Origin of the sequence: Pseudomonas sp. RW10S2, assembly GCF_014268985.1 — a bacterium.
In the GTDB taxonomy this organism is placed as follows: domain Bacteria; phylum Pseudomonadota; class Gammaproteobacteria; order Pseudomonadales; family Pseudomonadaceae; genus Aquipseudomonas; species Aquipseudomonas wayambapalatensis.
The window spans coordinates 1-19,718 of sequence record NZ_JABWRO010000051.1; the positions used below are offsets into that span (position 1 = coordinate 1).

General features: G+C 55.4%; 13 protein-coding genes and 1 pseudogene. 3 read left to right on the forward strand and 11 right to left on the reverse strand.

All coding sequences use genetic code 11. The features are described from left to right. Positions 1-795 precede the first annotated feature (795 nt). The gene (locus HU729_RS13055; RefSeq protein ID WP_060515821.1) at positions 796-1,380 is read left to right on the forward strand and encodes a restriction endonuclease subunit S; all 585 of its coding nucleotides are present in this window, start codon (positions 796-798) and stop codon (positions 1,378-1,380) included. Beyond that, positions 1,377-2,738 (forward strand): N-6 DNA methylase, encoded by a 1,362-nt coding sequence (locus tag HU729_RS13060; RefSeq protein WP_177335403.1) that lies wholly within the window; start codon positions 1,377-1,379, stop codon positions 2,736-2,738. Before HU729_RS13055 ends, HU729_RS13060 begins: the two co-directional genes overlap by 4 nt. Before the next feature lie 181 nt (positions 2,739-2,919). Here the strand turns inward: HU729_RS13060 and HU729_RS13065 are convergent, their stop codons facing one another. The 6 genes and pseudogenes from HU729_RS13065 to HU729_RS13085 form a co-directional block, all read right to left on the reverse strand. Next, on the reverse strand, positions 2,920-6,021 hold the full coding sequence (locus tag HU729_RS13065) for a type I restriction endonuclease subunit R (protein ID WP_186710352.1): 3,102 nt from the start codon (positions 6,019-6,021) through the stop codon (positions 2,920-2,922). Continuing rightward, positions 6,021-6,263, reverse strand: a pseudogene (locus tag HU729_RS25850) (hypothetical protein); the annotation flags it as partial. The pseudogene HU729_RS25850 and the gene HU729_RS13065, both read right to left, overlap by 1 nt. Continuing rightward, positions 6,226-7,581: an McrC family protein gene (locus HU729_RS13070; RefSeq protein WP_186710354.1), complete on the reverse strand. Its 1,356-nt coding sequence runs from the start codon at positions 7,579-7,581 to the stop codon at positions 6,226-6,228. The gene HU729_RS13070 and the pseudogene HU729_RS25850, both read right to left, overlap by 38 nt. Beyond that, positions 7,578-10,139: an AAA family ATPase gene (locus HU729_RS25855; RefSeq protein ID WP_060515612.1), complete on the reverse strand. Its 2,562-nt coding sequence runs from the start codon at positions 10,137-10,139 to the stop codon at positions 7,578-7,580. The genes HU729_RS13070 and HU729_RS25855 overlap by 4 nt, the downstream gene beginning before the upstream one ends. Beyond that, positions 10,136-11,449, reverse strand: coding sequence for a restriction endonuclease subunit S (locus HU729_RS13080; protein ID WP_082425851.1), 1,314 nt, complete (start codon positions 11,447-11,449; stop codon positions 10,136-10,138). The genes HU729_RS25855 and HU729_RS13080 overlap by 4 nt, the downstream gene beginning before the upstream one ends. Then, complete coding sequence (locus tag HU729_RS13085) at positions 11,439-13,373, reverse strand: class I SAM-dependent DNA methyltransferase (RefSeq protein ID WP_186710356.1); 1,935 nt, start codon at positions 13,371-13,373, stop codon at positions 11,439-11,441. Before HU729_RS13085 ends, HU729_RS13080 begins: the two co-directional genes overlap by 11 nt. A 486-nt stretch (positions 13,374-13,859) precedes the next feature. On the opposite strand from HU729_RS13085, the gene HU729_RS13090 reads away from it, so the two are divergent. Then, complete coding sequence (locus HU729_RS13090; RefSeq protein ID WP_186710358.1) at positions 13,860-14,915, forward strand: hypothetical protein; 1,056 nt, start codon at positions 13,860-13,862, stop codon at positions 14,913-14,915. Between the two features lie 39 nt (positions 14,916-14,954). Here the strand turns inward: HU729_RS13090 and HU729_RS13095 are convergent, their stop codons facing one another. The 5 genes from HU729_RS13095 to HU729_RS13115 all read right to left on the reverse strand — a co-directional run bounded on the left by HU729_RS13095 (position 14,955) and on the right by HU729_RS13115 (position 19,642). Beyond that, positions 14,955-15,293 (reverse strand): YkvA family protein, encoded by a 339-nt coding sequence (locus HU729_RS13095; RefSeq protein ID WP_153774944.1) that lies wholly within the window; start codon positions 15,291-15,293, stop codon positions 14,955-14,957. 70 nt (positions 15,294-15,363) lie between these two features. Beyond that, positions 15,364-16,119, reverse strand: a complete 756-nt coding sequence (locus HU729_RS13100) for a GTPase (protein ID WP_238348370.1) — start codon at positions 16,117-16,119, stop codon at positions 15,364-15,366. Positions 16,120-16,171: 52 nt separating this feature from the next. After that, positions 16,172-17,173 (reverse strand): GTPase, encoded by a 1,002-nt coding sequence (locus HU729_RS13105; RefSeq protein ID WP_186710366.1) that lies wholly within the window; start codon positions 17,171-17,173, stop codon positions 16,172-16,174. Between the two features lie 75 nt (positions 17,174-17,248). Further along, the gene (locus tag HU729_RS13110; RefSeq protein ID WP_186710368.1) at positions 17,249-19,207 is read right to left on the reverse strand and encodes a hypothetical protein; all 1,959 of its coding nucleotides are present in this window, start codon (positions 19,205-19,207) and stop codon (positions 17,249-17,251) included. A gap of 180 nt (positions 19,208-19,387) precedes the next feature. Then, entirely contained in the window at positions 19,388-19,642 is a 255-nt protein-coding gene (locus tag HU729_RS13115) for a hypothetical protein (protein WP_186710370.1), read from the reverse strand. Between the last annotated feature and the right edge of the window lie 76 nt (positions 19,643-19,718).

Here is a 19,718-nt window from a genome sequence, read left to right on the forward strand (position 1 = left end):
GTGACAAACGCCGATGTCACCAGCAACAGCGCTGTAGATGATGGTGCCGCAGACCAAGGAATGGACTGCACCTGACTGACAGTCAGGTATGCCCCGGTCATCGCATTGCTGCTTGCACATGGCTCAGGATCTTCAGGCGCTGATCTCGTCAGCCAGTGCTGCCTCCACCCGCCCACCGGCAACGGTGCTCAGGAGGCCAGATCATGAGATGCCCTTGCTCCCGGACGTAAGGAGCCGCCAGTCCCGCGAAGAGGACATTCCCCACAGGTCGCAGGGGCCTTGATCCCTGATAACACTCAGCATTCTTGGCGGGATGACGTGAGGGAGAGGTCGGTAACTTCGGGAGGATAGCTATGCAACTGTGCGAAGCCCAAGGGCCACAACACTCCCCCTTGCTGGAACAGGAAGTAGCGCCTCCGCCATAGCCGGCCGCGGCCATAGGTATAGCCAAGCTCACGCCAGTCCCCCTCGAATCCGTAACTACCCTGGCTTATCCATGATGCTTCGGGCACAGGAGGAGACTTTCGCAACAGTATCGTCAGTACTATTGACGAAATCCCGAGGAAGGGCTAAATTTGCCCACATGACAAGGTAGTACCAACGGTACTGTAATGGAATCTTAGGAGCCACAATGAAGAATGCGAAGCTGTATGGCGTGATTTTGCCCTGGTTGTGGCTGCTACAGAATTTCAGCTTTTACTACGAGCACTCGGTACCGGAGACCGGGTCAGGCTACACGACAAGCATTGGGATAAACTCCCACCTTGACCAATCAATGAAAATGAGTAAACGTCATTGAACATAAGAAGACTATCCGAAATCATAGACGTCCGCGCAGGTCATACCTTTAGGGGAAAAGCGGAGGACGAAAGCCGCAGCGATGGGTATAAATTAGTTCAAATTAAGGATATCCACGAGGAAGGTATTGAATTTTCCAACCTCCCTTTTGCCGCAGTCGAACCAGGGAAAGCAAAAAGTATATTGTACACTGGCGACATACTGATCCCTTTACGCGGAAACAGAATAGAGGCTGCATTAATTACATTGCCGACAGAACTAAACGTAATCACCACAAATCAAGTTGCAATCCTGAGCACACCAAAAAATGAAATAGAGCCAGCCTACTTATGCTGGTACCTAAATTCAAGCGAAGGTCGCTCAAAATTATCGCGAATCAAAGCCGGCAGCGCCATACCCAACATAGGCCTGAAGGATCTATCAGAGATTACGATCCCGATACCTAAGACTCACAACCAGATAAAGATAACTCAGATTTACAAGAATTGGATGACTCAAAAAAAAGTGCTCGAATCATTAGCTAGAAACGGCGAGGACATTCTTGACGTTTTTTGCACCACCCTACTGAGAGAAGACTCTTGAGCGATTTTGAACACTCCATCATCGACACTATCATCGATGACCTTCGGTCGAAGACACACCTTGACACTCAGGAATACACAGATTTTTTTGTTTGTATATTCTTTGTTATATATTCTTCAATTCACAATAGAATAATTGATGACCACTTACAAGCACTCCTTCGAGAGTCAATAAAAACATCACAAAATGACATAATAGTATCTACTCTTCTGCAGGCTGCAGACCAGATTGACAGTGCCTACAGCAATGAGCTGAGCCTAAGAATCGCCATACAGCATCTAACAGAGCGTGTAAGGAACCCGTTCGCCGTAACGGAAACATGTATTCAATTATACAAGCTAATATCAAGTCATATTTTCCCTACTGCCGCCGGTGGTTTTTTTGAAAAAATCATCCAACATTTTGCAGAGGCGCAAGGAAAAAGGGCTGGGGAAGCCTATACACCTCGCGAACTAGTGAAGATGATGGTAGATATTGTCGAGCCCATAGGCGGCGAAAGTTTATACGATCCCACCTGCGGATCTGGTGGCTTTCTGATTTCCGCCAACATAAACGCTTTAACATGCAAGCATAGTGGACCGCTTAAAATTTATGGAAGAGAGATAAACTCGTCAGCCGCACGAATAGCGAAAATAAACTGTATCGTACATGGAATTACCGACTTCGAGATTCGCAAGTCAGACTCACTCCAAGAGGTTGAGGCTTCAGCTTACGACATAGTACTTGCAAATCCCCCATTTTCGCTTTCTACGAGCAGCTACCAGTCAGGCATTACCACCTCATATTTCGACTTCGGCGCTCCTCCTCCAAACAAGGCTGACTTCGCCTTTTTACAGATGATTTTGAAATCACTCAAACCAGATGGACGCGCTGCAGTACTCGTTCCAATTGGAGTTCTATTTCGAGGTGGTTTAGAGGGGGCCATCAGGAGAAGCATTATCCAAAATGGATTAGTTGATGCAGTGATTGCTCTCCCAGGAGGAATGCTCAAAAATACTGGAATACCGACTGCAGTATTAGTTCTCAAAAAAACTGGAACCACCAACAAACCGGTTCTACTAATCGATTCGCCCGAAGCAGAAAAATATACAAATGACAATTTCTCGATGGAATCAAGAGCTCCATTTTACGCAACCCTAGAAATATATAAAACCCGAAGCGAATTTGAAGGAATTTCAAAACTAATAAAAATAGAACAACTTGAGAGCAACAGCTACAGCTTAAGCCCATCAAGATACATGGATAGCCAGCAGTCACAAAAAAACTCGATAACCACCCTTACTGAAAAACAGAAAACACTTGAAACACAACTATCAGCACTTCAAAAAGAATTTTTCGAACTACTAACTTCAAACTAACCGCCAACCTAACAAGAGCAAACAGAAAACGAAAACAATACTTTTAAGCTCTGCCAATGTGCAATGGCTCGCAATGCGAGCCATTGAGCTCAAGTAAAACTCAGACGCCACGTCCCAAGCTCTACTTCTATAAAATATAGATTTTCGCCCTCAAAATTACGGCTTTACTCCACGCTAATTATCAGACCCATGTTTCACAAAGCATTTCAGCCTGCGCTAGCACCATTTGCGTCGCTTCCTCTTGCTGATCTGGGGGGTATTTGTACTTTCGCAAAATTCGCTTTACCATCAAACGCAACTTCGCCCGTACACTGTCGCGATTGCTCCAATCCACTGTCACATTCTGTCGCAAGCTGCTAGTCAACTCATGAGCAATCTTGGCCAGCGTTTCATCTCCAAGATCTCGCACGGAGGCCTCGTTATTGGCAAGAGCGTCGTAGAAGGCCAGCTCATCTTCATTGAGCCCCAGCTGATCACCACGCTTACTGGCAGCGGCGAACTTTTTAGCCATCTCGATCAGCTCTTCGATTACTTGGGCCGTCTCAATTGATCGGTTCTGATAGCGCTTGATTACGCTATCGAGAAGTTCAGAGAATTTTTTTTCCTGTGCCAGGTTGCTGGAAAATTTGCTCTTAATCTCGCCTTCAAGCAGGCGTTCCAGCATCTCTACAGCGAGGTTCTTCTCCGGGAGATTCCGCACCTCCGCAAGAAACTCATCGTCTAGAAGCCCAATGTTGGGCTTATCCAAACCCACAGCTTCAAACACATCTACAACCTCACCCGACACCACGGCATTGCCGATGATCTGGCGGATGGCTAACTCTCGCTCTTCGTCCGTCTTTTTCTTCTGACTGATTTCTCGCTTGGTCAGCAGCACTTTTATCGCCTGGAAAAATGCCACTTCCTCGCGCACCGCTTTGGCTTCATCCAACGTGCAACAAAGCGTGAAGGCCTTACTCATGGCAAGCGCATTGTCAGCAAAGCGTTTTTTGCCATCCTCGAGCCCAAGCACATGGTTGGCAGCTCCGGCCAGCAGCTTGTGCCCTCCCGTGAGGTAATTGCTGTAATCGAAGCCATACAGCATGCTGCGGAGAACATCTAGCTTCTCCTCCAGCACAGCATAAGCTTCGTGAGCATCCACCGTAGGACGCCCCCTGCCCTTACTAGCCGTGTACTCTTTAAGCGCAGCCTTAAGCTCGTTGGCAATGCCAATGTAGTCCACCACCAAACCACCCTGCTTATCTTTGAACACGCGATTCACGCGCGCAATAGCTTGCATCAGGTTATGGCCCTTCATTGGTTTGTCGACATATAGCGTATGCACGCAAGGCGCATCAAAGCCGGTCAACCACATATCCCGAACGATCACCAGCTTGAGCGGATCATTTGGGTCCTTGAAGCGCTTCTCTAGCCTTTTCTTCACCTGATTGGGATAGATGTGTGGGCGCAACAGAGCTTTGTCAGACGCACTACCCGTCATGACGATCTTCAACGCGCCTTTTTCCGGATCGTCGTCATGCCAGTCAGGACGCAGAGCGATGATCTCGTTATATAGGTGGACACAGATCTCACGACTCATGGCCACAATCATCGCCTTGCCGTTTTGCGCCTGATTGCGCTCTTCGAAGTGCGCCACCAGATCGGACGCCACGCTTCTGATACGCGGCTCAGCACCTACCACCTGCTCTAACGCAGCCCAACGCGACCTCAAGCGAGACTGCTGATCCTCCTCCTCGTCCTCCGCCAACTCGTCGACTTCATCGTCGAGATGGGCCAACTCACTCTCCTTTAGCGACAACTTGGCCAGTCGGGATTCGTAGTAGATAGCCACAGTGGCGCCGTCTTCCTTGGCCTGCTGCATGTCATAAACATGGATGTAGTCGCCAAACACCGCACGGGTATCACGGTCTTCGCTAGAGACTGGGGTGCCGGTAAACGCTACGAAAGTGGCATTGGGTAACGCATCGCGCAGGTGCTGGGCGTAACCGACCTGGTAAACAGCATGCGCTTCAGCCGCCTGCGAACCAGGCGCTTTTAACGAGGCACTGAAGCCATATTGAGTGCGGTGTGCCTCATCAGCGATCACAACAATATTGGAACGCGGGGAAAGCACTGGGAAGCTGTCTTCGTCCTCGCCCGGCATGAACTTCTGAATAGTGGCGAAGACAATACCGCCGCTGGGCCGATTAGCGAGCTTCTCGCGCAAATCACCGCGAGTTGCGACCTGCGCCGGCTGCTCACGTAGCAGGTCCTGCGACAGTGAGAACACCCCGAAGAGCTGCCCGTCCAGATCGTTGCGGTCAGTGATCACCACGATGGTCGGGTTCTCCATTGCGGCTTCTTGCATCACCCGTGCCGCGAAACAGGTCATGGTGATGCTTTTACCGGAGCCTTGGGTGTGCCAGACCACCCCTCCTTTGTGAGTACCGCCAGGGCGTGAGGCAGTGACCACCTGCTGAATAGCTGCCCGCACTGCATGAAATTGATGGTAGCCGGCGATTTTTTTTACCAAACGACCCTCGTCTTCAAACAGTACGAAGTAGCGTAAGTAATCGAGCAGCATGGCAGGCTGCAGCACCCCGCGCACCAACGTTTCTAGCTCGTTGAATTGCCCCAATGGGTCAACGGTCACGCCATCGATGGTGCGCCAGCGGGCGAATCGCTCGATATCGGCTGACAACGAACCCATGCGGGCCTCACTGCCATCGGCGATGATCAAGATTTCGTTGTACTGGAAGATGTCCGGGATCTGCTCCTTGTAGGTCTGGATTTGGTCGAACGCCTTTACCAGATCTGCATTTACATCTGCCGGGTTCTTCAACTCTAGCAGCACCAACGGCAGGCCGTTGAGGAACAGAATGATGTCCGGGCGGCGAGTATGCTTCGGCCCCTGAATAGTGAACTGGCTGACCGCCAGCCACTCATTACTCGGCACATTCGCCCAATCGATCAGTCGTACAAAATCACCGCGAGTTTCGCCATCCCTTTGGTATTGGACGGGCACGCCACTGACCAGCAGGCGATGGAAAATACGGTTGGCAGAAAGCTGAACAGGTACCCCTAACTCCAGTACGTGCTGCAAGGCATCCTCACGTGCAGACACTGGTACCAGTGGGTTCAATCGGGCAATTGCAGCTCGCAAACGCTCCACCAGCACTACCTGGCGATAGTTTTCACGCTCTGGAGTTTCTCCGTCGTGCGCAATATCCGGCCCATGAAGTATCTGGTAGCCTTGCTCAGCAAGCCAGCCAAGAGTTTCCTGCTCCAACTGGTCTTCAGTCATTATCCAATCTCATCCCTAGACCCTAACATTTCCCCGAAATCAGCCGCCTGAGGCTCAGGTGCTCCGTACGGCATATCCCGCGCCAATTCGCGACGCTTTCTCAGTAACTCGTGCAGCGTCGCCTCATTTATAGGCATTCTGCCATCAAGAACAATCGGGTAATAGACATACACATCCTTCTTCTAACCGATTTGATAGCCGCGATCAGTTGCCTGGTCCTTCTTGGCCGGGCTCCAGCAGCGTCCCAAAGGGATAACGAGGTTCCGCAGCGACGCCACTTTCCTTCCGTAAAGGAATTCCTGCGGACTCAGCGCCCAGCAAGTGTTCGTTATCCAGCTCAAACGGCAACACCCATAAGCTCATGCCCATTCCGTAATCGAAAACCGGCAGCGCTTTCTGGAGCCCAGACCAATGCGGATAAATCAGCACCAGCTTCGGCACTTCATCGCCTCTTTGATATTTATGCCCGTAAGCAAACAGCTGATAGAAATCGCTCTGGCTTAAGTGGTAGTTCTTATCAGGTCTACCAGCATCGATGCGCTTCCACTTGGTATCAACAATCCAGCGGTGTCCGGACCGGTCGATAAGCAAATCCGGTTTCAGGCAGAACATCTTTCCGTTGTCATGCTCGCAGAGATAATTCCGGCTGGATTGTGGCGTCAGTTTCGCGCTTGGTAGCAATTTCCCCCCCAGCCACCCCTCAACATATTTTTCAAACAACTTTTCCATCGGAAACAGCATGCTCATCCCGCGCCACTCGCCGCTTACTGCAATCGGCATCTGCTGGTTGAGGATCAGCTCGCACCAGGGCTTTATCGCCTGGTAATGCGCCATCAGCCGGTCGCGGCTCCAGGCGCGTAAATCCTGGCTCACCTGCTTGCTAACCGGCACCTCGGCCAGCATCGCCCGCAGCTCGTTGGCCAGGCGCCAGTTGGCGGCATCCTGCGTACTCTTGGCCACCTGCTCCAACGCCAGCTTGAGCAAGCGGTTCTCGGCACGGTCCGGCAGGAACACATCGTGGCGAATCTGGAAGTGATGCTGGCGCCCCGGTGGCTGGCGCATCTGTGCGACCACATTGAGCTGGCCTCGGAGAAAACGCTGTTCCTCCTCGATGCGCTGGTAGTCGAAGCGCACACCACGTTTTACCAGCAGATCCAGCTCCGAAAGGAACTGGCCCATCACCCACTCACTGAGCGGTGTATCGAACAGCTCAAGACTCGTCACCGAGGCCTCGCGGGGTTTGAGCTGCAAAGCCCGCTGAATCAGCTTGCGCAGAAGCGCACGCCCCTTCACCAGACAATCGCCCTGCTCATGGTGCTTGGGCAGAATCTCCAGGCGCGTACCACAGGGCGTTTCCAGCACACCCACGTAGCTGTCCCATTTCAGCGAGCGCCGCCCCTCTACCTGCAGCAACGTGGCGCCATTGCGATTAAAGCTAGCACTCAGCTCACAGAGCCAGTCAAAGGCTGATTCAGAAATCTGCGCACAGTCGAGGTTGCCGGGTGCGACGGCAGCCGTGGTCAGGCGAGCGTATTCACGAACGCTGACGAATGCGCTCAAGCACTCTCCTCCTCTAATTCTTCTGCTGGCTCCTCGGCCCTGGTATTCACCGCGATGACGCCCGCATACGCAGAAAGCCGCTTGAACGCTGCATCATTGATTCGCCATAAGCCACCTTGGGCCGGCACGCTGATGCTGCCGAACAGTGCCGCCACATCCTGTTTTTCCTGCTCCACGAAGCGGTCGACCGCCAGCTTGCGGTGGTCGTTGAACACCCACTGAATACGCTGCCAGTCCTCGAAGAAGTACTCCTGCAACAGGGGCAGAATCTGGTTGCGGAAGATGCTTTCAAGCCGCGCCAACGTAGGGTCACCAGTGAGCGGCATAAAGTAGGCATGCCCCAGGCAATGATCCCGATCCAGCAGCACCTCGATACGCTGGTTCATCACCCGCAGCAGTCGGCCGATATTCAGCCCAGCTAGCTCAACGTCATCCAGCAGCTCGGGCCGTGGCGGCATCTCGCGGAACACGAAGCGTCGACGCAGGGCAATATCCAGCCCCGCCAGCGAGCGGTCGGAGGTGTTCATAGTGCCGATCAGGTAGACGTTGTCCGGCACACTGAAGTGCCGCTTCGAGTATGGCAACACGGCCTCAAGCGCCTCTGAGGCACCGGCACGCTTGGACGGCTCGATCAGCGTGATCAGTTCACCGAAAATGCGCGAGATATTGCCGCGGTTAATCTCGTCAATAATCAGCACATGCGGCAATTTCGGCCCAACCACGGGCCGCTTAGCCTCGCCCACCAGGCTGAGGCCGGCCTGCTGTAACCCCTGCTGCAATTCGGGCCAACTGATGCGGCTCATGGGGTACAGGGTTTTCAGCGTCAGGCCACGACCGCCATTGAGTTCGGTGATGTCGAAGTCAATATCGGTCAGCAGCCAGTTGACCGGCAGACGATGTACATAGTCCTTGCGCACCCCCTCCGGCACCTCGGGGTTGTACTCATACTCGCCGGTAACCACCCCCACCGCGCAAATACTCTTGCGAGTACCTAGACAGACCAGCACATCACCCTCTTCGACCTCACTCCCGAAGCTGGCCAGTGAGCTCTGGTCATTGCTGCCAAGCTTGAGCGCAGGATCAGCCAGATCGGCCTGGCGAATATCACCCACCTTGTGCCAGCCGATACGGGCTTCACCATGCTGGAGACAGTAGCGTCGGGTGCGCCCGTCGCTACTAGCCTCCTCGATGGAAATCTTCCAGATGGTTGGGTCTTTCTTCAGACCCAGTTTCTGCTCAAGCACCGGGTCGCCACTGGCATCCAAACACAGCTGGACAAACACACCCTTGGCCACATCGTAAGCAAGCGCTCCACCAGGGTTACCCTCGCTGTTCGGAGGCAAAGCCCTCAGCCCCTCGACGAAATCCTCGTAGCTGAAGCTCTGGTGGAAGGTGACGAAGCGAATGCGCTTCTGGGCAACGAACTCATCGAAATGCCGCTTGCGCTGCTCACGCGGCAGCGAAAGGAGTTGCGGCGCGAGAACTTCCAGCGCCGCGTCGATTGTTTCGTAGGTCTTGCCGGTGCCCGGCGGGCCGTACAGGATCTGATTGAGCGGTGCTACCTGCCGCTCACCACCTGGAGTTAGCGATTGCACTGCAGTTACCTCATCCATGGAGTCAGCCTCATAGGCCAAGCAGAGAGCTTCCAGCGCCGCCATATCGGCGAGCTTGATGGACAGAGCCGGGTTGCCCACAGCCAGTGCCGGCGCACAGGAAGCAAGACCGCTGTGGCGTGTGTCTTGGGGTGAGTAGTGTTCGCAGTCCAGCCCCGCAATGGCCTGCCGCCAGTTACCAGGCGCAACGAACAGGCTCAGCTTGCCGTTTTCGCGCAGTAAGGCCAGTTCGCGGTCATTGCTCAGGCGAAAGCCAGCCATTTTCTTGGTGACATTGATCTCCGTGAACCGCTCAGGGTCGGCACTGAAAAAATCCAGCGCCTGCTCGGTCAGGCTGTGCTTGCGATGCCATTCTTGCGCCTGCGCCCACACCTGATCAGAGTAAGCAAAGAGGTTCTGCCCTTGCCGCTGAGCCATCAACTGACGCTGCAAGGGCGCCAGCAGCTCATTGTGACTGGTCTTACGCCCCAACGCCGCGCACAGGTCGCGGGCTGCGAACACACAGAGAATGCTGGGCTCTTGCCGGTTCTGATAAAGGAACGCGACTTTCCATTTCACCACCGGCCCGAGATCGACCTGCTCGATTGCCTCCAAATCGCCCACACGCGCCGCCTCAGCCACCGTCACAATATGCTGGCGCACGGTGGCAAACGCCTGCTCTGCGCTGCTGCCGTACTTCTTCAGCCAGGCGTGCTCGTCGGTGAACACACGATGGGGATTGCTCTTTTGCTTCTTGTCCAGCCGGGAAAACACGCCGAACTTGAAGGATGACCCACCCCAAATCGAGCCCAAAGACTCAGTATGTTTCTCCAGCCAGCGGCAAAAGTGGTCGTCCGAGCCAGCAAGGTTGTACTGCTCAAGGGTCATCTGATACAGGCTTTCCAGCGACCAGCGCTCGAGAAACTGCGTCCACAGTGCTTCGCGCTCGGCAATGGGCTCGTTCATTGGGCAGTACCCCTATCATTCAGCAGAGCCTGCGCCTCCGGCAGGCGCAGCTGGCCAGAGATCAGGCGGGGTAAGAGGGTGTCGCGGAGTTGGGTGAGGGTTTGAGCCCGCTGCTCATTACCAAAAATCATTTGGTGGATTGGCACAACCAGAGTGTTGAACTGCTCAATCACCTTCTGCGGAGGGTGAACGACACGGAGTCGCTTCAAATCAGCCACGGTAACGTGGCCTAGCCCAGTGGTTTGTTTGTTTCGTGCCAGCTCCGCGAATACTGGCTTTAAGTTTCTGAGCATTTGAAGCACAAACGAACGCTCAAAAGCTTCGTGGGGTAACACTCGAAAAATGTGTTGATTCAGCAGCGCTGGAGCATGCTGCCAAACGAAGGTATCGATTGACGTGTCTGGGTTGCCTGACCAGGAGAAAAGGATGTCGCCTGTTTCAATTAAGTACTTAGCCGGCATGGCAACGTCCGAAAACGCAGTTTGAGCGCTAACCCCTGCCTTCAGCTCAGCGATCTTGATGATTGGTAAACCACGCCGCTCCGCATTTGGCTCGAACGCTTTATAGGCCGCACCGTTTATATAGGTCGCCATATCGTAGATAGGGCGTGACATCCACCCCTCCGGCACCAAGCCCAACTCGGACTCCGTGAAGCTATCGGGGAACAGGGCGGCGGTGGTGGCGTCCATGCTTTCCGGCTGGCGGCCTTCGGCCTTCGCACGTACGGGGTCAAAATCGACGAACCAGGATTTGAACAGCGCCTGGGCGATGGCTTCCAGGGTGGCGTTAGTTTCGCGTAGCAGAGTGATGCGGTTGTCGAGCGGCCCAACCGCAGCAGCTATCGCCTTCTGTTGTAAAAGTGGCGGGCAATCGAACCTCACTTGTCCAAACGCACTTTTATTCAGAATGGGCTGCGCAGAACCGCCTGCCAAACCACGAATTTCATCCTTTCTAAGCGAAAGGTTGTAATACAAGAATTCTGGACAGAATCGATCCTCATCGACAACAACAGCGTTAATCTGCTGATTAGTTACACAACTCGACCTCGTAAGCGCTGCCTTCCCCATATCAGAGCCGATGCATGTAACCAACACACTTCCAGCCGGAACAATGGAGCTTTTTACGGAGAGAGCACCAGCCTTAGATATTCTACGAGCCGTCTCATCAATCCACTTAGAACCATCAAAGTCTGGCGGCGTTACAAATGGCACATCACGGCCAACATATTCAGCCACATTGCCTTTTGGCGTCTTTCCCGTAACGATTCGCCCCGCCTCGTCAAGGCGATATGAGCGCCACTCAGAACTCATACCCCAGCCCTCCCAGCTTCTGCCGGATCAACTGATCGAGCTCCGCCCCCTTGGCCATCTGTTCGCCGAGCTTTTCCGCGAGCTTCTGCATCTTGTCGGCGAAGGCTTCGTCGTCGTCTTCCACCTCCTCGGCTCCGACATAGCGGCCCGGGGTCAGCACATGGCCATGCTCGGCAATCTCACTCAGAGTAACGCTGCGGCAGAAGCCGGGAATATCGGCGTACTCGCCTACATGCCCGCCCTCGTCCAGTGCTTCGCCACGCCAGGTCGCCACGGTGCTGGCAATGCGCTCGATATCGGCATCGGTCAACTCGATCTGCACCCGGCTGACGCTGGTACCCAGCTTGCGCGCATCGATAAACAGCACCTGGCCGCTGCGGTCGATGCCGCCAGTGCTCAGGGCATGGCGTTTGTCCTTGGCCAGGAACCACAGGCAAGCAGGAATCTGGGTGTTGAAGAATAGCTGGCCGGGCAAGGCGACCATCACTTCCACCACGTCGGCCTCGACCATGGCACGGCGAATCTCGCCTTCGCTGTTCTGGCTGGAGCTCATCGAACCGTTGGCCAGCACGATACCGGCGCGGCCGTTGGGCTTGAGGTGATAGAGCATATGTTGCAGCCAGGCATAGTTGGCGTTGCCTTGCGGCGGCGTGCCATACACCCAGCGCGGGTCGCCTTCCAGGCTGCCGTGCCACCAGTCGCTGATATTGAACGGCGGGTTGGCCAGTACGAAGTCAGCGCGTAGATCACTGTGCTGATTGCGTACGAAGGTATCCGCCGGCTCCTTGCCCAGGTTGAAGTCGATGCCGCGAATGGCCAGGTTCATCGCGGCCAGACGCCAGGTGGTGGGGTTGGACTCCTGGCCATAGATGGACACATCGCCCAGCTTGCCACCGTGGGCTTCGATGAACTTCTCCGACTGCACGAACATACCGCCACTACCGCAGCAGGGGTCATACACCTTGCCATGGTGCGGATTGAGCACCGCCACCAGGGTTTTCACGATGCTCGCCGGTGTATAGAACTGCCCGCCCTTCTTGCCTTCGGCGCTGGCGAACTGTCCGAGGAAGTATTCGTAGACCTGACCGAGCAGATCGCGGGCGCGGCCCACGTCGTCACCGAAACCGATGGTGGAGATCAGGTCCACCAGCTCACCGAGCTTGCCGTCCGGCAACTGGGCGCGGGCGTAGCGCTTGTCGAGAATGTTCTTCAGCTTGGGGTTTTCCGCCTCGATGGCGGCCAGGGCCTCGTCGATACGCTTACCGATATCCACCTGTTTGGCGGCGGCGCGAATCGACTCCCAGCGCGCCACTTCCGGCACCCAGAACACGTTGACCTCACGGTAGTAGTCGCGGTCTTCCAGCTCGGCGTTGAGCGCCTCTGAGTCGTCTTCGCCCAAGTAGTAATCGTCATTCTCGTCGGTCAGCTTGCGTTCCAGCTCGGCACGGCGGCCGGCGAAGCTGTCGGAGATGTACTTGAGGAAGATCAGTCCGAGCACGATGTGCTTGTACTCGGCGGCATCCATATTGGCGCGCAGCTTGTCGGCTGTGGCCCAGAGGGTTTTCTCCATGGCCTCGATACTGGTGGCAGCCTGTACTTTGACCGCCTTGGCCTTACTGGCTGCCGCTTCGACGACATAGCTGGCGGATACTTCGGCCACCGCCGGCTCGAAACGCTCGCGCGCCTTGCTCAGCGCCTGCGCCGCCAGGCTGGCACCTGCGGCCTGGGCGCGCAGCACGGAGCCGCCACGCCCGCGGCCTTTGACCAGCACACCCTCACCGATTAGCGCGTCGCGCGATTCCCAGAATTGCTCTTCACTCAGGCCGGTGAACTGGCTCTTGAGTCGCTCATAAAGGGCCTGATTGCCGATGCTGCGGCCATCTTCCGGTACTGCTGCCAGCAACGCCTGGGCCAATTCACTCATGCATAACACTCCCACACCGTCCACCAGATAGGCCGGCCAATACTCAAAAGGGCAATGAACAAACGAGAGGGAACCTGAGAAAGCCTCAAAACAGCGCTTTAATGCACCGCTTCATTCAGAGAGCCATCCCTGGACCACGCAAGCTGCCATCATTTTGCAATGCGCGCCACCTTATCGGCTGGCAGAGCACGGGTAAAGCGGTGGCCTGATTTCCAGGGGTATTTCTGAAACACCACACTAGGAGCCCCTGACCTGCGAGCCCAGGGGCAACAATCAGCAGCGCGTCCATTTGCTTGATAGATTCGGCCCCGATTCGTTTTTGGGCGCGGTCCTCACAACGCACCGTCCATCGGAATCCAGACCACGCAGCGTTCCAACTGGTATTCCAAGCGAGTTGACCAATCAATTATTAATTAGACAAAACAGTTAGGTACCCACTCGTTTCAGATTACCCCGGCCCCACATCAGTCACTCTAGGACCACCCCATGCCCCTCCACGACTCAATCATCCTTGAAATCCAGGAGGGAGCCCTACCCCACCCTCTCCGCGCCAAAGATCTCCTCACCGCCGATCGCCACGTCATCCGCCAAACCGCAAACGGAAACGTCGACTACTACCGAGTAGGCTTCAGCTTCTACAAAAAAGACTACATCCGCACACAACTGGCTAACGCAGCCCAAAATACGGGGCACTGGGTCAATGCGGGCAAAGCTCCACAATACAAACGCATCGCCAAAGGCCTCTACGAGGTACTGGGCCTGAACGAGCAGGAAGAAACCCTGGACCAACCCGAATCCACCCAACCCGTGCCCGTCCAGCCAAAACCGCACTTCGGCCAAAGCATCGAAGCCCGCTTGCTTGATCACCTGATCCAGACCCCGTTTCAAATCCTCGACCGCAAACGCCGCGCACTTCACCCCGCGAAACCCGCATTTGGCTTCAAGGCTCGCTTGGACGCTTACTTCTGGCCAAACCCAGCCACCAACTTCAACGCCACCGAAAAGATCCTCGACAGTTTCATCACAAGGGCACGTTCACTGAGCCCGGATCTGAACCGCAACGCCAGCGCAGTGCTTCAACTTTTCACCGATATATGCAAATGGGGCGGAGTGCGTGTGCCTACCCAGGATCCTCAGGCAGTCATCGATAACCTGCGCCTGGCTAAACTTCGTAGCCGCACTCAGACCGCCGCGATGAACAGCGCCTGGACCAAACTCTATGCCGTGTTCTACCCCGAAGATTTCCTGATCTATGACTCCCGCGTGGCAACAGCATTGCTTGCTCTGGCCGAAGCCGCTTTGTCAGATGTCGACATCGCCCAGTTGCGCCAGCGCTATCCGGCACTGGGGCGGGTCGCTGGTCGAGGCGGTTCACGCCCTAGGGCCACTTACCTTGCCTGGCGCAACGCTTACAGATGCTGGGCGGCCCAGCTTGATGCCAATGCGCTGGGCCGAGCCATGTTGGCTGCCGTTGATCAGTCTGGCCCGGAGCAGTACACGTTACGCCATCTCGAGGCAACGTTATTTATGGAGGGCTACTGAGAGCCTTTGCTGTAGCCGTGGGCGGTTAGCGAGGCGGGTTCAGGAGAACCACTGCGCCAACGTTTCTTTCGCCTTTGTCACATGTTCTTCCTTGATATGGGCAGCGGTTGCTGCCAACGCTGCGCAGAGCACACCAACATCATCGGTATAACCAATGAAGGGGGTCACATCCGGGATTACGTCGATAGGCGAGATGAAGTACCCCAGCGCGCCGTAGATGGTGGTCTTGGCCCAGGTCGGGGTGTCGTTGTCGGTGGCCGAGTAATACATTTTCAGCGCAGGCTCCAGCGCCGTTTCGCCTGCAGCCTTGGCGAAGTTTTTGATCTTGTCCCAGAACGAATCGTCGGAGTAGACGTGTTCGAAGTTTTCGTTTGCCATGGGTTTAGCTCCATTCAGTAAGTGAGTGCGCAAGCGTCCAGTAATGTGCAATGGGCTGTCATGCGACAGCTCATTTCATCTGGCGAATGCTACTGGGTATGTGTTCGTAGATATGGTCGATCACGGCATGCAAGTTGTAGCCGCAGGTGGCGCTGTAGCAGATCGGCTGTTTGATGGTCAGGCCAGTGGCTTCCAGCAGGCGACGCTGCACGGACTTGGCCTTTTCATCGAGAAAGGCGATCAGTTCAGGTTCCGGCCGGTTGCGCTTCTCATCCCAGTGGCGGCCTTTCATGGCCATGTCAGCCTGATTGATGATGACGATCACCCGATCGGCTGAGATGGCCTTGAGCACTACTTTCTCCAGTAGGCTGAACGCTGTACCCAGGTCTCTCGAGCCGCCGTCCAGAATTACCATGACCAGGTCGATGAAACCGTGCTCGGGATTGTTCTTGGTCACCAGGCCGAGGTGCTCGGTGATCGCCTTGCTGTGACGCAGGTCGGCGTCTTTGCCGTCGCCCAGCCCGGCTGAATCATGGAAGCGCAAGTGGCTGTGCAGGCGATAGGCGTCGACTGCCTGTGTGTGAGGGTCGACACCATCGCCTACACCGGCAACGGCATTGCCGAACAGGGCGTTCAGCGTGGAGCTCTTGCCGGTTCCTGTACCCCCCACCAAAAGAACATCCAAGGGATAGAGCAGGCCACACTGTTCGATTTTCGTGCGGATGTCGTCGCGGCGGTAATTGCTGCCTTGCTGAAGCCAGAGGATCTGTTTGGTCGCGTCTGCCGTAGCACTCAACATGTTCGAAAGAGAATGGGTGAAGAACATCCTGCCCTCCCTTGATGAGCCTCGGCGCTACGCCGGCTCGTCTGCGAATGGGCTAGAAAATGCTCTTGAACAAGCCGAATACAGCGCCGCCAACGCCGCCGATGATCCTGCCTGCCGCTTCGGCAACCCCGCCAAATTTACCGCCGAGCAATCGGTCAATGGCCTTGCCTGCTTGCGCTCCCAGATCGGCACCCGCCGAAGCACCCTCTCTTATGGACTCAAGTACCGAAATGCTGATTTCCTTGCGATAGTCTTCAAGACGGTCGTCGTCTTTCCACATTTGCTCATCGACATTGACGTCCTGGATGAACACCGCACGTTTTTGCGCCTTGGTGTGACGCAGGATGTGCAACAGCAGTTTCGACAGGTTGTACGGGTTCTGCGCGTCGCTGGTCTCTTTGTAACCGGCTGCGTAATAGATCGGTTCCACGTCGACGCCTGTGGCTTCCTTGATGCGTCGTTTGGTGGAGGTCACTTTCTCTTCGAGGAACTTCACCAGCTCTGGCTCAGGCTGATTTCGGCCCTTGTCCCAGTGACGCCCCTTCATGGCCATGTCGGCCTGGTTGATGGCCACCAGCAGACGTTTATGTTCTCCGTTCAGCGCGGGGATGATCACCTGGCTGATCAGTTCGAACGAGGTGCCAAGGTCACGACTGGAACCGTCGAGAATCACCAGCACCAGGTCGATGAGTGGCTCGCCATGCTCATCGAGTTCGGCCAACTTTGCTGTGATGTTCCTGGCATGGCGAATATCCGCCTCCTTACCATCGCCCAGGCCCGGGGAGTCGAACAGCACGATGTTATTCAGTTCGTAGCGGGCGATTTCCATGGTCTCGGGGTCGACGCCCTGGCCGACCTTGGCTTTGTCGGTATTGAACAATGCATTGATCGTCGAGGACTTGCCGCATCCGGTTGCCCCGGTGATCAACAGGTTGACCTTGGTATCTTTGAGTCGCGCCAGATTACGGTAGATGGTGTTTCTGGCAGCCTCATCCAGATGCGCATCTTTCTGGATGGCGTCGGCAAGGTCGTCGATGAAGTGCTGTGCTTTCATAGCTGGTTCGCATCCTTGAATCAGGTTGTACATGGCTGTGGCGAAAAGTCTTTCCGCGTGTTCTACCCCAGAACATCAACCGAGCAAGTCACCCCACTTGCGCTGAATCTCCCGCTCCTCTTCCAGCACCTTGCTGGCCAAGGCCTCAAACCACTTTTCAGCAAAGTGATTCGCCTCCCTCAGAAGCGCCAGAATGTCTTCAGACCCCAGATACCCGGCCTGCTGCATGGACGAGTCATTCTCCAGCAACTGACGGACCATCTTGTTGAGCGTCTGTCTATCCACCATCTTGGCCAGCCCCAACGCCACAGGCAGGCATTCAGCCTCTGTGTCCACCGTTGCGCCTGCCGTTTGCTCATAGCGTTCGCACAACATCATGTAGCCCATGAAATAGGCCTGGAACACGTTTTCTTGCTGGCGGGCCTGTTCGGGAATCTTGTGGAACGAGAAGCCGTACATGATCGACAGCACACTCAGTACCTGAGCCTCGACCTGCTGAGCAGGCTCTTCCAACCTTTCAAGGCGACGCAAGATCAGGTTCAGGAAGGTGACCGGCAGTTTGTACATCCAGATTTCATCGTCCTCCCCTGCCGCCTCTTTGCGGATCGTCTGGTCCAGCGCCTTGAACCTGGCCAATACATCGCGTCCACTCGCAACAGGCACGGTTTCCCCCAATAGCTCGTCCAGCTCGTCATTGAACGTGCGTGGACGCGCGCCGTTGGTGAGCAGCAGTTCCCGGGACAGGCTTTCATTCTGCAGGAGCTTTTCGAGTAACTTGTCGCGGTTGTCTAGCATGAAGCGGACAAATACCTGCTCCTTCAATGCCAGGCGCACAACACCGGGCAGAAACGCATACAAGAAGGACGCGAGCTTCTCGACGTTTGCATCATCGCGAATCGCCGCCAGCGAGGCCTCGCCAGTACGCTCCTTGAGCAAGGGGATGATCTTCGACTTGTTCTGCTCGATAGCACTGGCGACATAGCCCAAGATCTTGTCCTTGGTGCCTGGCTTGTCGGGCTGATCCAAACTCTCCAACACTTGAACGCGTGTGCCTTCGACTTCAACGGGGAGCTTGGATACCGGGGCGATGGTAGGAGCCGGAGATACCTTCGGTTCAGCGATAACTCGCTCTACCGAGGCGGGCTCGACTGCCAATGAAGGCGACGATGGGCTGGTGCTGGTGGCACGTATCGCATCCAGCGCCTGGTTGATGGCGTTGAGGAACGGCGTCAACTCTTTGCTACCCAATTGGGTCAGGCTGCCAATCTTTCTGGAATTCACGAACAAGTCGCGTTTTTCGACATGCAGTTCCTGGGTGTGTCGCCAGAAGAACAGGCGCGGCGTATCGAACACCATCTTTAGCGCCAGTGTCTCGCGGGCCAACAGCAGGCCTTCCTTGGCACTGCCGAACAGGGTGTCATCGACCAGGACCAGAACGTCGTCTGCTGTCAGGTTCCCGCCATAGGAGGCCAAGGCTGCCTGAAGCTTCTTGGGCGGGATATGAGGCTGAACGAACACACGCTCAGGAGCCAATCGCTGGGCGGCAACCAGTATCGCTTCTGCAAGCTGCTCGACCTGCTCCTCGGTCAGCTCACTGCCCACAGCTGTTGTGCCAGCACTGGCTTGTGCATCAGGTACATCACCGGCTTGATCACGCCCCGCGGCCCATTTTCCCAGCAGCGTGAAGAAAACTTGAACGTCTTCCTTGGCAGGTACGTTCAAGGTCATGATCGCCTTTTTGCCGGCGTAGACCTTGTTGCCCTGACCGCTGATGGCTTGCATGCGGTCGAATGGGTACACCGCTGGGTCGGTGAAAATTTCCTTGACCACCAACTCGTCCGCGGTCACCAGAGCCCCGTCTTTACCGCTACCGAACACCGTGTCATCGATGAGGACCAACACCTCGCTCGGATCGACATGAGGGGCGTAGGTCGAGACGGCGTTGCTCAAGAGTTTTTTCGGGATATCGGGCGATACGTAGATCTTGCCCGCGCCGGAGTAGGTCTTGGCGTTCAAAAAATCGAGTAGAGTCATCATTCCATTCCTGACGCGGCCCGGCTGCGGTATTCGCTCGCGCGGGAGATCCTGTTTATGAACACTGTTCGAAAGAGCCCAATACTATCAAAATGCCTTCACCGGTATTCAAGGTCTCTGTGGTGGCATTCCGAACACCGGGCTTGTGCTTTCCGGGCTTTCTAGCCATGCAACCCTGCATCACTGCACTCCCGCCTTCTTGGACACGCCCTCCAGCAGCCCCTGCAACTCCCTAACCCGCTTCCTCTCCGCCACCAACGTCCGCTTCAGCTCCTTGTTCTCACTCTCGAAAATCCGCGCCCAGCGCAGCGCCTCCCGGCACCGACTCAACCCCTCCCACAGATCTCGCAGCTTGATGTACTGCAACAGCATCACCAGCAGGATGACGCCGATCATTGCCATCGCGCCCAGTGCAACCCAATCGTAGATACCCATGTGTCAATCTCTCCCTATGCGGCGATGTGCCTTCATGCCACACAGACGATATGTAGAGTTAAACGACAGGTCCATA

What these genes read in the sequence shown, in the direction of transcription:
- HU729_RS13080 (WP_082425851.1), bottom strand. Translation starts at nt 11,449, where the DNA reads ATGAGTTCTGAGTGGCGCTCATATCGCCTTGACGAGGCGGGGCGAATC.
- HU729_RS13115 (WP_186710370.1), bottom strand. Translation starts at nt 19,642, where the DNA reads ATGGGTATCTACGATTGGGTTGCACTGGGCGCGATGGCAATGATCGGC.
- HU729_RS13085 (WP_186710356.1), bottom strand. Translation starts at nt 13,373, where the DNA reads ATGAGTGAATTGGCCCAGGCGTTGCTGGCAGCAGTACCGGAAGATGGC.
- HU729_RS13090 (WP_186710358.1), top strand. Translation starts at nt 13,860, where the DNA reads ATGCCCCTCCACGACTCAATCATCCTTGAAATCCAGGAGGGAGCCCTA.
- HU729_RS13110 (WP_186710368.1), bottom strand. Translation starts at nt 19,207, where the DNA reads ATGACTCTACTCGATTTTTTGAACGCCAAGACCTACTCCGGCGCGGGC.
- HU729_RS13065 (WP_186710352.1), bottom strand. Translation starts at nt 6,021, where the DNA reads ATGACTGAAGACCAGTTGGAGCAGGAAACTCTTGGCTGGCTTGCTGAG.
- HU729_RS13095 (WP_153774944.1), bottom strand. Translation starts at nt 15,293, where the DNA reads ATGGCAAACGAAAACTTCGAACACGTCTACTCCGACGATTCGTTCTGG.
- HU729_RS13100 (WP_238348370.1), bottom strand. Translation starts at nt 16,119, where the DNA reads ATGTTCTTCACCCATTCTCTTTCGAACATGTTGAGTGCTACGGCAGAC.
- HU729_RS25855 (WP_060515612.1), bottom strand. Translation starts at nt 10,139, where the DNA reads ATGAACGAGCCCATTGCCGAGCGCGAAGCACTGTGGACGCAGTTTCTC.
- HU729_RS13105 (WP_186710366.1), bottom strand. Translation starts at nt 17,173, where the DNA reads ATGAAAGCACAGCACTTCATCGACGACCTTGCCGACGCCATCCAGAAA.